Annotated in this window: 11 protein-coding genes; 5 read left to right on the top strand and 6 right to left on the bottom strand. The window is 62.6% G+C overall.

Annotated features, from left to right (window positions below; all coding sequences use genetic code 11):
• Positions 1–60 precede the first annotated feature (60 nt).
• Positions 61–1,212: a citrate synthase gene (locus AC1DOX_RS02315; RefSeq protein WP_441617715.1), complete on the top strand. Its 1,152-nt coding sequence runs from the start codon at positions 61–63 to the stop codon at positions 1,210–1,212.
• A 24-nt stretch (positions 1,213–1,236) separates the two neighbouring features.
• On the opposite strand, the gene AC1DOX_RS02310 is transcribed toward AC1DOX_RS02315, so the two are convergent.
• Complete coding sequence (locus tag AC1DOX_RS02310) at positions 1,237–2,421, bottom strand: GGDEF domain-containing protein (protein ID WP_477113994.1); 1,185 nt, start codon at positions 2,419–2,421, stop codon at positions 1,237–1,239.
• Positions 2,422–2,648: 227 nt separating this feature from the next.
• On the opposite strand from AC1DOX_RS02310, the gene AC1DOX_RS02305 reads away from it, so the two are divergent.
• Positions 2,649–3,701 (top strand): CAP domain-containing protein, encoded by a 1,053-nt coding sequence (locus AC1DOX_RS02305; protein ID WP_441617713.1) that lies wholly within the window; start codon positions 2,649–2,651, stop codon positions 3,699–3,701.
• 63 nt (positions 3,702–3,764) lie between these two features.
• The gene (locus AC1DOX_RS02300; protein ID WP_441617711.1) at positions 3,765–4,238 is read left to right on the top strand and encodes an isochorismatase family protein; all 474 of its coding nucleotides are present in this window, start codon (positions 3,765–3,767) and stop codon (positions 4,236–4,238) included.
• Between the two features lie 72 nt (positions 4,239–4,310).
• On the opposite strand, the gene AC1DOX_RS02295 is transcribed toward AC1DOX_RS02300, so the two are convergent.
• The 5 genes from AC1DOX_RS02295 to AC1DOX_RS02275 form a co-directional block, all read right to left on the bottom strand.
• A complete protein-coding gene (locus tag AC1DOX_RS02295; protein ID WP_441617709.1) occupies positions 4,311–5,246 on the bottom strand; it encodes a hypothetical protein in 936 nt (311 codons plus the stop codon).
• Positions 5,243–6,154, bottom strand: coding sequence for a LysR family transcriptional regulator (locus tag AC1DOX_RS02290; protein ID WP_441617707.1), 912 nt, complete (start codon positions 6,152–6,154; stop codon positions 5,243–5,245). The genes AC1DOX_RS02295 and AC1DOX_RS02290 overlap by 4 nt, the downstream gene beginning before the upstream one ends.
• A 130-nt stretch (positions 6,155–6,284) precedes the next feature.
• On the bottom strand, positions 6,285–7,826 hold the full coding sequence (locus tag AC1DOX_RS02285) for an efflux transporter outer membrane subunit (protein ID WP_441617705.1): 1,542 nt from the start codon (positions 7,824–7,826) through the stop codon (positions 6,285–6,287).
• Positions 7,823–8,899 (bottom strand): HlyD family secretion protein, encoded by a 1,077-nt coding sequence (locus AC1DOX_RS02280; protein WP_441617703.1) that lies wholly within the window; start codon positions 8,897–8,899, stop codon positions 7,823–7,825. The genes AC1DOX_RS02285 and AC1DOX_RS02280 overlap by 4 nt, the downstream gene beginning before the upstream one ends.
• Positions 8,900–8,911: 12 nt before the next feature.
• A complete protein-coding gene (locus AC1DOX_RS02275) occupies positions 8,912–10,537 on the bottom strand; it encodes an MFS transporter (protein ID WP_441617701.1) in 1,626 nt (541 codons plus the stop codon).
• 236 nt (positions 10,538–10,773) lie between these two features.
• Between AC1DOX_RS02275 and AC1DOX_RS02270 the strand changes: the two genes are divergently transcribed.
• Positions 10,774–11,247 (top strand): LysR family transcriptional regulator, encoded by a 474-nt coding sequence (locus AC1DOX_RS02270; RefSeq protein WP_441617699.1) that lies wholly within the window; start codon positions 10,774–10,776, stop codon positions 11,245–11,247.
• Positions 11,248–11,637: 390 nt separating this feature from the next.
• Positions 11,638–14,469 carry a 2-oxoglutarate dehydrogenase E1 component gene (locus AC1DOX_RS02265; protein WP_441617697.1) on the top strand — a complete coding sequence of 944 codons (2,832 nt, stop codon included), beginning with the start codon at positions 11,638–11,640 and terminating at the stop codon, positions 14,467–14,469.
• Positions 14,470–14,475: the final 6 nt, after the last annotated feature.

Here is a 14,475-nt window from a genome sequence, read left to right as displayed (position 1 = left end):
ATTGATTGACAAGAAAATATTGATATATAAAATCAACATAAAAATTTGTAACAAGACACCATGGCATCCTGGATAACGATGGACGAGGTGTGCAGCCGCCTCGGCGTGCGGCCGCAGACGATCTACGCCTACGTCAGCCGAGGCAAGCTGGAAGCGGTTTCCGATCCGGCCGACACGCGCCGCAGCCTCTACCGAGCCGACGACGTCGCCAACCTGGCCAAGCGCAAGCAGGCCGGGCGCAAGCACGAGACCCTCGCGACCAATACGCTGTTTGGCGCGGAGCCCAGCATCCCGACTGCGCTTTCCACATTCCTGCGCGAGCGGCTTTACTACCGCGGGCAGGACGCGGTGACCCTGGCCGGATCGGCCAGCCTGGAAGAGGTGGCGCAATTGCTGTGGAACGCCGAGCAAGCCGTCGACTTTTCATCCTCGGCGCGCATCGCCAAGCCCGGGCGCGTGGCGGCGTTCACGGGGCTGGCCGCGCTGGCCGCCACCGGACACTCCACGCATGGACGCATGACGCGCGTCTTGCATCTCGAATGCCAGAGCCTGGTGGGCCAGCTGGCCAATGCCTTCGGCGCGCACGCGGGGCAGCAGCCCTTGCACCTGCGCTTTGCGCAAGGTTGGAAGCAATCCCCGCAGGTGGCGGATCTGTTGCGGACCGCCATGGTGCTGCTGGTCGACCACGAGCTGACGAGCTCGGCCTTTGCCGCGCGTATTGCGGCGTCCACTGGCGCATCGTTGCCGGCCTGCCTCCTGTCCGGCCTGACTACACTGTCCGGGCCGTTGCATGGCGATGCCTCGGGTCGCGTCAAGGCGCTATTCAATGAACTGGAGCGGCAAGGCGAGGATCAGGTGATCGCCCACCATCTGTCCACCGGCTTGCCGTTGGCCGGTTTCGGACATCACCTCTATCCTGAGGGCGATCCTCGCGCGACAACTCTTCTCGCGCTGTTCGATCCACCGGAAGTCATCGCGCGCTTTATCGAGAAGGCGACCCGCCTGACCGGGTTGCAGCCCAATATCGACGTGGCGCTGGCGGCCCTGGTCACCCATTGCGGGCTACCCGAGGACGCCGCGTTCGGGATGTTTGCCACGGCACGCAGCATCGGGCTGCTGGCGCACAGCCTGGAGCAATTGGGGGTGGGGCAGGTGATACGTCCGAGGGGGCGCTATGTCGGAGAAATGCCGGAGCGGGCTGGCGAGCGTTGAATCGCCATGATCCCGCCCTGAAAATCAGGCGACGGCGGAAGCCGCGATAGCCTGCGCCAATTCCAGGCGATTGCCACCCAGCGATTTCGCGCGGTACAACGCCTGGTCCGCAGCGGCAAGTCCGTCGGCAAGCGCGGGCACGTCATTGTCGAACTGCGCCAGACCAATGCTGACCGTTGTCGGTATCCCGATACCGTCGATCTGGTTGGGGATGGTCTCGGCGAAACGCTTCGCGACGGTTTCGCCCAGCGCCCTGGCGCGGCGTGCATCGTCGCCTGACAGCAGCGCGGCGAACTCTTCGCCGCCGATACGCGCGAGGATCGCGTCGGGCCCCACCACGCTGCGGGCGATTTCAGCAAATGACTTCAGCACCTTGTCACCGGTCTGGTGACCATATCGATCATTGATGGCCTTGAAGCGATCGAGGTCGAACGCGAGCACCGAAACTGGCCCGCATCCTCCCATGCCGCCAATGATGCGTGCGCCCTGTTCAAAGAACCATCGGCGATTGCCCAGGCGGGTCAGATAATCGGTCTGGGATTCGCGCAAGAGCTGGCCGTGGGTCTCCTCGCGAATGAGCTTCAGCAGGGTCATCGGCAAGATGACCGAATACAGGACGCCCTCGTACATCGTGATCTTGCTGGCGAGCGACTGTATCGGCTGCCCGTACGCCGCCACCAGCCAGGGCAGCACAAATGCCCTCGCGGCATAAAGCAGGGCATGGATGCCCGTCACCACCACGACGATATGCCGCGAATGCAGCGGCTTCATCGCGTCACATCGCCACATCTCCCGAGCCGTCATCGCGCTCACCACGGCGATCGGAATCGCGCTGACGTAGTTCCACACGACGTCCTGCCACCGCGCGCCCAGGGCCGCCCACACCAGCGCCATCCCAATGAGCACACCGGCCGAAGCGGCACGATACCGCCGGCCGCTCAACGACGCGACGCCGTTGAGGACCAGTAGATAGCCGCTGAGAATGACGAGATTGCTGATGGCGGAGCCGACCGCTCCGGGCAGGTCACGCCGGAACAGCACCGTTGCGCAGCCGATCGCCAGCGTTGCGAAGCCTGCCGCCAGAATCCGCAGCGACTTGCTGCGCGTGGGATGGGTCAGATGCTCCCAGAACGTCATGCCGGCACTGGCGAGAAGCGTTCCGATCGCAAGGAAATAAAGAGTCAGAAGATCGACGTGATCGACGTACATCTCAAATGTAAAGACATTGCGCCGATGCATCGCGGCCGGCAGGTGAATTCTACGTTGGAAATTCGACGGAGAGAGGGAGCGATTTGGCTGCGGGACGTTGTTCTGCACCGGGCTAAATGATTTGCGCCGCCGTGTCGATAGTACTGCGGTCGACATACAAGTGAGCAGCCGGTGCCCGGCCGCTCCGCCCATCCCCAATGAGCGGCAATCCACCTGCCTGCAGGCCTATGACGGTGAGGAAGAACACGCCGCGCGTCACGGCACTCGCGGTCGTGCTGGGCGCGGCAAGCGCCGCGTGGGCTGGCGGTGACGTACCGCCGGCCACCCAGGCCCCGATGGCCTTCGGATTTCTCGCGCCGAGGATGAGCATCCCGGAGCCAAGCTACAGTGACGGGTCCGGTCACCTGGCTTTGTTCATGTCGGTCAACGCCTTGCGCCAGAGCCTTGGAGTTGGCCTGCTTGCGCAGGACGTGGCGCTGGACGCCGCGGCCCAGGCCCACGCGGTTTACCTGAACACCCACAGCGTCGCCCAGCACGACGAGACAGCGGGGGAGCAGGACTTCTATGACGCGACGCCGCTGCAGCGAGCGCGCAAGGCCGGCGCCGCCGAATCCCAGTGGGTGGGGGAAGTCGTCGGTGCCGCGAGGGGCGCGAACGACAGCGAGATCGGCCTTGGGTGCTTCAACCAGTGGTACGCAACGATCTACCACCTGCAATCGCTGGTGACGAACCAGGAGTCGATTGGCGTCGGGTACAGCACCACGGGAGCCCTGGGTTTGAACCTGTGCGTCCTGGAGTTCGGCACGCACACCGCAGCGCAGGCGAACCCCGCACCCAACGGTGTGCCCTATGCCGGCGGGCAACACTTCGACGCCGGCATGTTCGTCACGGTGCCGAGGAACGGGGAGGGCGACGTGCAGGGGGAGTTCAATGCCGCCGGCGAGACGCCACACCCTGCGCCCGATCTGCCGGCGCCAGGCCGGCCGCTCATGGTCTACGCCAACGGCGCGCTCGCCGAGGTGCTGGCGGTGACGGCGTTCAAGGTCGTGGGCAGCAACGGCGCCGAGGTGCCGGCGCGGATCCTGGTATCCCCGGCTGCCAAGGCGGATGGGTCTGACGGGGTGGCCGACGCCTATATTCGCAACAATGCGGCCTTCCTGCTGCCACTCTCCCCATTGGCCGCGCGCGAGACCTACACCGCGACGTTCTCCGGGACGCGGGCCGGGAAGCCGGTGAGTTTCTCGTGGTCGTTCAAGACGGCTGCGCTGCCAGGGGGATGACGCCGAACCCGCTCCGCCATCAGGTATCCTTTTGTCGTGATACCTCGAAAATCAACCAGAGTCATGCGCCAGGTCCTTCTTATCGTCGACGTGCAGGCCACTTTCTCGCCGCCAGAATGGCTGATCGAAGGCATCGGCGATCTGGCAAAACGCGTTCCGTCGGTGGCAACGATCGAATTGCATGACGAGACGCGGACGCCTTTCCTGAGTCAGCTAGGCTGGTGCCCCGCCATCGAGGACAAGAGCCTCGTGGAGGCAGACCAGGTTTTCGTCAAGCATGGGTATGCGCCGTCGCCGGCAACAATCGAATATCTAAGGCAAATGAATCCGGAGCGCGTGCTGGTCTGCGGAATCCAGACCGAGACTTGCGTGCTTGCAGCGGGTTTCGCCCTGTTCGACGCAGGGCTGTATCCGACACTCGTTACCGATCTCACCGTCGGCTCGTCGCTCGACAGGTCAGGGCAACTCGGGGTCAATCTGTGGAAGCATCATTTCCGCCAAACCACCACCAAAGCCGAGTTGTTGGCCGCCTTGTGAGCCTGATGCACGTGAAGCCGGGCTATCCGATAGCGACCGATAGCGACAGGACGTAGCGAAAATCGCACGTATCTATACCAACGCAGATTCACCCCGCACGGCTGTTGCAGCGGCTGCGGATGCACTGGGTAGCGTGTAGCCGATCATGAACAGCGCCGCTTCCAGTGCTCGCAATCTTTCGCGTCGCGCTCCGATCTTTCTGAATTGGCTGTCCTGCGCGTCGGAATGGTCGAGGACCGCTGCGAGCAGCCAGCTTGCGCGCAGATTCCATTCGGCGTGCAGCGGACCGGACCTCAACCGGCGGAAGATCAGCGACCCTTCACTGGGATTCCGACGCTTCGGGTTTTTCTCCCCGACGCCTTCCTTGGCCGGCGCCCAGGGGAAAGCCAGTCCGTCGGGTACGGCGTCTTGGCCTGTAGCCTGACAGAACTTCGTCACCGCCCACCCGAGTGCCGCAGCGACCCGGCTGTCGTAGATCACGAGATCGTCGCAGACGAGTGCGTAGACCTTGGTCATGCCCGCATTGAAGCGCAGCTCGCGCGACGCGAGAAGCGGGTGACACATGTCGCCTTCGTTCAACACGTTCCGCACATCGATAATGCGTTGCGCAAGGCCTGCCTGATTCGAATGCAGCCAACGCACGTTGCCGCCAGTCACGCCGCCCCATTTCATGACGTCGACCGCAGCGAGGCATACGGCAGCGTCATCGGCAGGCGTGCCGAGGGATCGAAGCAGATCTTGTCGAAGGGCTTCCCGTGCGGCGAAGTTCGATTGAAACGTCCGACCAGCCGCCACCCCGAGGCGTGCGATGGCAGGGTGGCCCCATTCGTATCTGGCAAACGCATCGTACAAGCTGTCGCACCGCCACTGCCGTCCCGATTGCCGATGGGGGTACGCGTGTTGAAACATGGCGGTGTCGAGATGCTGGCTCATCCACGCGACAAATTCCTGCACGTCGCTGTTCGATACCGAAGCGCGCGTCGTGGGCGCGAACGTTTCATTCATCATCTGTCGATTTGCAAGACATCGAACGCGCTCAGCAATGCGCGTACCTTGGGCGGCACGAGTCTGCGCGCCGGTGTCAGCGCATAGACCTTGAGTGGAGACGAAAGCAGGGAGGGAAACAGGCGAACCAGCTCCCCTCGCTTGATATGATCTTCGACGTACCTTGGCAGCAGCCTGACAACGCCCAGGCCTTCCATGGCGGCGCGAACCCGAATCTCGACGTTCGGCGTCCTGATGCTCGGGCGTACCGCGATCCGCGCGATCTCGCGCCCATCTTCGAATGCATCCCAGAAGCTGTCATCGGTATCGACCATCATCGGCCATGCTTCGATATCTTGCAGTTGTCGCGGCAACCCCCGTTTGGCGATCATTTCCGGCGCGGCATAGAAGGCGCGCTCCATCGCCACAACGTACTTGCTGACTAACGAACTGTCAGGGAGTCTGGCGTCGGTCTTGACGAATGCAATGTCGTATCGTTGCTCGAGGAGATCGGGAATCTCCCGCGTATCGTCGATCTCGACCTTCAGCTCCGGATAAGCCTTGAGGAGCTTCACCAGCGCGGGCGCCAGATGAAGCCAGCCTGTCTCGTAGGGCGTCGCCAGGCGCAAGGTGCCGGACACCTCTTGCTGGGTCGACTTCGCATCGTTGTCTGTTTCGCGAAGCTCATTCAGCAACGGTGCGATCCGCGCATACAGCGTCTGGCCGAGATCCGTTACCCGGACCCTGCGTGTAGTGCGGTCGAGCAGCCTGTTGCCCAGCCGCGCTTCCAGGCGGGCAAGCGACAAACTGATCGATTGCTTGGGAATGCCGGCACGATCACCGGCCGCCGTAAAGCTCCCGGCCTCCACGACCCGGCAGAAATTTTCCCAATCTCCCCAGTTCGCGCTTTCATCAGCTTTGTTGTGCAACATGATTTCCACCAGACGTGGTGTCTTCAATCTCCAGGGCGCCGTGACAGATCAGGGCGCGGCACCTTCGGACAAACGGCTTGATCCGGCGCCTTCGCAACGGAAACCGCAGCGGAGGCGCCCGGATCTCTCGTTAGCGCTCAGCCTGCGGGCTCGCGAAGGTCGACTCCCAGCCGCCGCCGAGCACCTTGCACAGCGTAATGAGGTTGGCGGCAGCGGTTGCCCGGCTTTGTTCAAGATTGCGCTGCGCTTCGAGCAACTGCTTCTGCACGTTCAGGACGTTGAGGTAATCCACCGCGCCGGCCTTGTACCGTTGCTGCGCGATCGAAAGCGCGCGCTGGTTCAGCTTCACGACTTCCGTGAGCCGATCGTGCCGCCGCTGTTCGGCGCCGTAGGTGACGAGCGCATCGTCAACCTCGCGCCAGGCATCCAGCACGGTGTGCCGGTAGACAATCGCGGCTTCCTGTTGTTGCGCCTCCCGCAAGTGCAGCATTCCCTTGAGACGGCCGCCCTCGAAGATGGGCAGCGTAATCGACGGTCCGACCACAAACTGACCGGATGCCCAGTTCGCGAGGTTCGAGAGCTGGAGACTCTGGAACCCGGCGCTGCCATTCAGCGTGATGCGGGGATAGAAGTCGGCCTTCGCCATGCCGATCGACGCCGTGGCCGCGTGCAGTTGCGCCTCTGCCCGCCGGATATCCGGTCTGCGCTGAAGCAGTTCCGAGGCGAAGCCGATGGGCACCTGCCTGGGGAGCTCGGGAATATCACCCGGCTTGCCAAGCGACTGCCGCAGCGCGCCCGGTTCCTGGGCCAGCAACAGCCCAATCGCGTTGATCATGGCCTCGCGACGCGCTTCAAGCGTCGGAATCAGGCTTTCGATCGATGCCACCTGAGCGGAAGCGTTGGCCACGTCCAGATCCGTCGTGACGCCCTCACGCACGCGAATCTGCGTGAGCTTCGTGCTGTCACGGGCAATGTCAAGGTTCTGCCTCGCGATTTCCAGAAGGGACTGCGTGTCACGCAACTCGATATAGTCTCGCGCGAGTTCGGCGCGGGCGGACAGGAGCACCGCGTTCCGGTCTTCGAACGAGGCGGCGGTCAAGGCGGTCGCCGCTTCGACACCGCGTCGTACGCGGCCCCAGATATCGACCTCCCACGACGCATCGAAGCCGAACTGGTACACGTCAAAGGCAGGGGAACCCTTCGAGCCCGGCAATGGCGCGACGCCGAGCGGCGCGGCGCCCGATGCCGATTGGGGCTGAGCACCCGTCGGGCTGACGCCGAGCAACGAAAGAATGCCGTTTGGACTCCCGCGCTCACGGTTATAGGATGCTGCGCCTTCCAGCGTCGGATACTCGGCGGCACCCGCCACCCGTTGCGTAGCCCGGCTTTGCCGCAGCCGCGCCGACGCGGCGGCCACGTCCAGATTCGCGTCGGCCAGTTGTGCCTCGAGCGAATTCAGCAGGGGATCATTGAACAGTGTCCACCATTCCGAATTGAAGTTGGCTTCGACGGTCTTGCTCGGTGCTTCCGCAGGCTGGGTGCGTTCGAAGATGTCGGGCGGCGTGGTTGTGCTCGGACGTTCGAAGTCCGGCCCGACGGCGCAGCCCGCCATCGCGAGGCTCGCCAGTATCGCCAGCGCAGACGCGCGGATAGAGAGTTCGCTCGTGTTCATGTTCTGTTCACCCCCTTGGCCAGCGCGCCGCCACGGTGGCCAACGGCCACATCGGCATCGACGGAAAGTCCCACGCTCAATTCAGACGCGGCTTGTTGCCCACGGTCGATGGTGATCTTGACCGGCACACGCTGCACGACCTTGGTGAAATTGCCCGTGGCGTTGTCGGGGGCGATCGGCGAGAAGCTCAGCCCGGTCGCAGGGGCGAGGCTATCGATATGGCCTTGGATCACGACGCCAGGAAAGCTGTCGACCTTGATACGCACGCTGTCGCCAGGCCGCATGTGGGTGATCTGGTTCTCCTGGAAGTTGGCGACGATATAGGCATCGGTAATCGGCACAATCGCGAGCACCGGTGCGCCAGGCGTCACGAATGCGCCGACCCGCGCCGAGCGTCTGCCAACCTTGCCGTCTACCGGCGCGTGGATCTCCGTATAGGACAGATTGAGTCTGGCCTGCTCCTGTGCCGCTTCGGCGTGCGCCAACGCGCTGGCCGCCTTGTCGCGTTGGGTGCGCAGCACGTCGAGGTTCTGCTCGGTCGTACTCAACACGGCGCGATCGTGGGACTGCTGCGCAAGCTTCTCGGCGAGCGCGGTCGATGCGTGCTGTTGCTCTTGCGTGGTTCCGGCACCGGCGTCGGAGAGATTCTGGTAGCGCGAAGCGTTCGCCTTTGCAAACGCAATCGAGGCCTCGTCGGATCGAAGCGTGGCACGGGCCTGTTCGACGAGCGAGGGGTGCCGCGCAATCTCGGCGTCGTAGTTGGCGACGGATGCCCTGGCTGCCGCCACATCCGCCTGCGCACTCAGCAACGCCGCCCGGAAATCGCGGTCATCGATGCGCACCATCAATTGGCCGGCTTTGACCCACTGATTGTCGCTGACCAATACTTCGGATACCTGGCCGGCGATACGTGGTGCGACGAGCGTGAAATCAGCCGTGACGTAGGCGTCGTTGGTGGATTCGGTATCCGGGTTGCCGAGAAGCTTGACACAAGCCCAGACAGCGATGCCGGCGGCAACGATGGTCGCGGTGGCGCGAGCGATTTTGAGAGGAGATCGGGTGGCGGAAGACATGATAATCGTCCCTTAATGAGAAGAGGGCGGCGTAGTGCACCAAGGCGGATAGATACGCACGGGTAATATCGGCACAAGAACCAGCGTGGCAACGGCAACACCTGCCATCACGCGATAGAGATCCGCGGAGGTCAGCACCACGACCTGCTCGTGAATGCGGTGGGCGAGTTGACCGAGACTGTGTGCGGCATTAACGCTATAGCTCGTCACGAGCGCGTGGTTACCCAACTGGTCCACCAGCATGTTCGAATGAAAGTGCTCGCGGCTCGTGCCCAATCCTTCGATCAGGCCAGTGGCTGCAGCCGCGGAGAAGGTCTTGAGCGAGTTGAACATCGCCGATGCAAACGGACCTTCGGTTGGCGGCAAGCCCGTCGTCACGCCCATCAGGATCGACATGATCACCATCGGCTGCGCGGCGATCTGCAAGGACTGGAGCAGGTAGAAATTCTCGCGAACCCACTCGGCGGTCATGAAGCTACCCATCAGGCAGGTCGTGACCATGAGCGACAGCCCAATGGCCAGGACCGATCGATAATCGACGCGCCGGAGATTCAGGACAGCGGCCGTCAAAGGAAGCGCAACCAGTAGCGGGATCGCAACCAGCAACGACAAGGGCGCCGTTTGAAGCGGCCGGTAGGTGTGAATCTTGGCGAGATACTGGCCCGGTATGGCCGCCACGCCCACCAGCAATGTCACCGCGCCGGCGAGTGTCAGCAGCCCGTGCGAGAAGTTTCTTCGCGACAGCAGCTGGAGCTTGAAGAAAGGCGTCGGCTGAAACCATTCGTTGACGAGGAACGCCACGAACAGGAGCACCCCTCCACCAAACATCACGCGGATGAACTCGGAATTCAGCCAGTCAAGACGATCGCCCTGCAGGAGTCCGATCACGAGCATGGCCACCGCCGGGAATCCCGTCAGGAATCCGGCCAAGTTGAAGGAACGGAGTCGCTCGAGCTTGAGCGGGTCCGCCGGAAGGCCCAGCTGGATGGCCACGCAGCTCACGATCCCAAGCGGGACGATTTGCCAGAAGACCATTTTCCAGCTGACATATTCGGTCCACAGCGCTGCGAGCGGGGTGCCGACCGCTGGACCGAAGGTCGCGGTGAGTGCATATCCGGCGAGCCCGTACAGCTTGACCTTCGGCGGGAGATAACGCAGCGCGACGATAATCAGCATCGGCGGCAGGCATCCGCCGGCGATTCCCTGGAGGACGCGCAGCAGATAAAGCGTCGGGAGATTCGGCGCGAAGGGGCAAAGGACCCCAAAGAGCATCGTAGCCAGCACGGCGCCAATCGTGAATCGCTTCAGCGTGAAGGTGATCCCGAACCACGGCGCAAATACCATCGTGGCGACGTTTGCCGCTTCGAACAATGTGGTCAGCCAGGTCCCGTCGTCACGTCCGATAGAAAAGACGCCGCGAATATCGGCCAGTGCCAGCGCAGTGACCTGTTCGTTAAGAATGGCCAGCAAGGACGCAAGCAGCATCCCAATCAAGCCGGAAGCAAGACGAAGGGATAGCGCGGCTTGGGCGGGCGTCGCCTGTGCGGGAGTCGCTGCCTCCCGCATGGAAGCCGGCGCCGCCGGTTGTGCGACCGTCGGCGCTTCCGTTCGAGCTGTCAAAGGGTTGGCGGTGGTCATAAGGGTTCTACTTGCTACTCGTGTTCATCAAGTCATCGCATCTGGAAGCGCTGTTCATTGCCGTGTCGCATTCGAGCGGCTGGTGCGTTCCAATGTACGAGATGGACAGTCTTTATTGAAGCCAAACCACGTCAGGTATTGGGCCAATGCGTTCGCGAATTTTGCCAAGGCAACTGTGAATACCTCGACTACACACGTCTGCTGAAAGAGTCCCTTGCGATTTGCCCAATAATGCGATGCTCACGAATGACGATGACTCACGTGCAGCCGCCTTATGTCGCCGCGAAGAAAATGAGGGCGGCTTAGGTCAACCTGATTCTGTTTTGAGCCAATCGAAGACGGGCGCGATCACCGTGCTGGACGCGCTGCCTACAATCGCGAGGTGGATTTACGTGATTCGGATTGGAGTCGAAATGGACAAGTTGCGCGAGATGGAGATCTTTGTGGCCGTCGTCGATCGGGGTAGCCTTCCCGCCGCGTCGGAAATGCTTGGAATGTCGACTCCTGCCGTCTTGCGGGCGCTGAATTCGCTCGAAGCGCGCCTCGGCGCCCAGTTGCTCGTGCGGACCCCGCGCGCGGTCAGGCTGACGGAAGCGGCGACGTCATACCTTGAAGCCTGCCGCAGGATATTGGGCGCCGTGACGGCTGCGGAAGACTGCGTCACCGAGAGTTTTCGCAAGAATCCGCACCTTCAAAGCGTGGATGCTTGAAGTCAATCCGCGCAAGCCGCGAAGTGACGAAACCCATCGCGAGACGTCGTATCCGGTAAATGACTTTTGCGTCGGTGTAATAAGACCCGGATCGGGCGGTGCCCGATGCGCAACGTCGTCGACGCGATGTGATCCACGGCGATACCCGTGACGTGACGTGGCCAGAATCGTGCAGCGAATGGCCAGTCAATGCGCCATGTGCGTGTTTCCGCTGCGGTGTCGGCTTACTAGACTCAATCTCAAGAATGCGGCTGGGAACAAAACCCACGCGTGCCAGGAAATCGCAAGAGCCCTGGTTGCACTCTGGTGTAGCCGGGATGGGGCTACAGCCGCCTCACCATACGTCGCGATTGAAGTCGAGACCGGACACCAAGCAAGGACGGATTCATCATGTTGATCCAGGAACGTCAGACCTCTTTTCTCTTCGGGGGAAATGCCCCTTATGTCGAGGAACAATATGAGCTCTACCTGACCGACCCCACATCAGTCACGGACGGGTGGCGCGCATATTTCGATGCGTTGCGGGAAACCCCCGCAATCGATGGCAGCGACCGCGACGACCAGCGGCACGCACCGGTAGTTTCCAGCTTCGTCGAATTGGCCAGACGGCCGGCCGGCGCAGTCATGCGGCGCGATGACGGCCTTGGCCTGGCCAGAAAGCAGGTGGCAGTCCAGTCGCTGATCGCCGCATTCCGGATGGTTGGCTCGCGCGTGGCCAATTTGGACCCGCTGCTGTGGAGTCCGCCGCAGGCGCTGGTGGAGCTGACGCCCGCGTACTACGGCTTGTCGGACGCAGACATGTCCACGCGATTCAGCACAGCCGACACGTCCTTGTTTGATGACGACGCGTCGCTGCGCGATATCGTCTCCGCGCTCAAGCAGACCTATACCGGCACGCTGGGCGCCGAATTCATGCATTTATCCGATGCCGACGAGCGGCGCTGGTGGCAGATGCGGCTCGAATCCACGCGAGCCAAGCCATCGCTCTCGGCAGAGGAGAAGCGCCGGATTCTTGAGCGTCTCACGGCAGCTGAAGGGCTTGAGAAGTACCTTCACACCCGCTTTGTCGGGCAGAAGCGGTTTTCGCTAGAAGGTGGGGAATCGCTGATCGTGCTGCTGGATGAGCTTGTCCGCTATGGCGCATCGAAGAAGGTGCGTTCGGTCGTGATGGGCATGGCGCACCGCGGCCGCCTGAACGTGTTGGTGAATGTTGCCGGCAAGCCGGTGCATTCGTTGTTTGGTGAATTCGACGGCAAGTACACCGAGGATCTTCCGGCGGGAGACGTCAAGTACCACAAGGGTTTCAGCAGCATCACGCAAACCAGCGACGGGCCAGTCGACGTCGTGCTGGCGTTCAATCCCTCGCACCTGGAAATCGTGAATCCCGTGGTGGAGGGCATCGCACGCGCCAAGGCGGAGACCTTGCCAGCCGGAGACGGCAGTGATGTGCTGCCCGTCGAGATTCATGGCGATGCGGCGATGTCCGGGCAGGGCATCGTGATGGAAACCTTGAGCCTTTCGTACACCCGCGGGCACGGGACGGGCGGCACCGTCCACGTGGTCGTCAACAACCAGATCGGATTCACGACTTCGGATCCGCGCGACACGCGCTCCTCGTTCTACGCGACGGACGTCGCCAAGATGATCGAAGCCCCGGTTCTGCACGTCAATGGCGATGACCCTGAAGCGGTGGCGATGGCGGTGCGCCTCGCGCTCGACTATCGCACGGCGTTCAGGCGCAGCGTCGTGATCGACCTGGTTTGCTTCCGCAAGTATGGGCATCAGGAGCAGGACACACCGGGCATCACACAGCCTTTGATGTATCGCGCGATTGCAGCGCATCCGGGTGTGCGGACCCTTTTCGCCAGGAAGTTGATCGAGCAGGGCGTGGTGACATCGGAGCAGGTTGGTGGCTATGTCAGCGCAAGCCGCGACAGTCTTGAGCATGCGCACAACGGTGACACCGCCGTGGCATCAGATCCATCGCAAGACACGGCGGCGGTGGCCAACCTTGCCGAAGACGCTGCCGGCAAGGCCAGCTACAGCCCGCCGTCGCCCGAGCAACTGCGCGGCCTGGCACAACAGATTTCCAGTGTGCCGGACGGCTTCGACCTGCATCCGTTGGTCGGCAAGATGATGGCGTCTCGCCGCGAGATGGCGGCCGGAAGGAAGCCGCTCGATTGGGGGATGGGCGAGCATCTCGCATTCGCCTCCCTGCTCGACGCGGGAGTCGATGTCCGGCTGAGTGGCCAGGACAGCGCGAGAGGGACGTTCAATCACCGTCACGCGGTGCTGCACAATCAAAAGCGGACGAGCCGCTTGGACGGCGTGCTGATCCCGCTCGATCATGTCAGCGAAACGCAAGGCCGGTTTTCCGTCACTAACTCGATTCTCTCGGAGGCGGCTGTGCTGGCTTTCGAGTACGGTTACTCGACCGTGAATCAGAATGCGCTCGTGGTGTGGGAAGCGCAGTTTGGTGATTTCGCGAATGGGGCGCAGGTGGTGATCGACCAGTTCATCGCCGCAGGCGCCGCGAAGTGGGGGCAGCGCGGCGGATTGACGATGTTCCTGCCTCACGGGCAGGAGGGGCAGGGGCCGGAACACGCGTCGGCCAGGCTCGAGCGATACCTCCAGCTTAGCGCGCAAGACAATATGCGCGTGGCCCAACCGACCACGCCTGCGCAGTTGTTTCATTTGCTGAGAATGCAGGCGCTCTCGTTCGATCGCCGGCCGCTGATCGTGATGACACCCAAGTCGCTGTTGCGGCACGCGGAAGCGGTGAGCACGCTTGACGAGCTGGCCGACGGCGCGTTCCATGAAATCCTGGTGGACGCACCGGCCGAGCCGTCGCGGGATGCGAATGTCGAACGCGTCATCGTGACGTCGGGCAAGGTTTACTACGAACTGCTCGAACATCGCCGGACGTCGGGCATTGTCGACACGCCGATCATTCGTGTGGAACAGTTGTACCCGTTTGCGTCCGGGCAACTGGCCGCCGAGCTTGCGCGATATCCCAACCTGAAGACCGTTGTGTGGAGTCAGGAGGAAGCACGCAACCAGGGTGCATGGAGCTTCATCGAGCCGCAGTTGCGTGAGATCGTGCCTTCGGGTGCAACGCTGCGGTACGCGGGGTCGCCTGAAGCCGCGTCGACGGCGCCGGGTTCACACGCTGCGCATGCGGCGAGGCAGGCGGCGATTGTTTCCAGTGCGTTCGCGGAGTAACGGCGC

This window comes from Cupriavidus sp. 01L415 (genome assembly GCF_056400065.1).
Note: the sequence above shows the minus strand (reverse complement) of the source record. Positions and strands in the feature narration are given on the sequence as shown.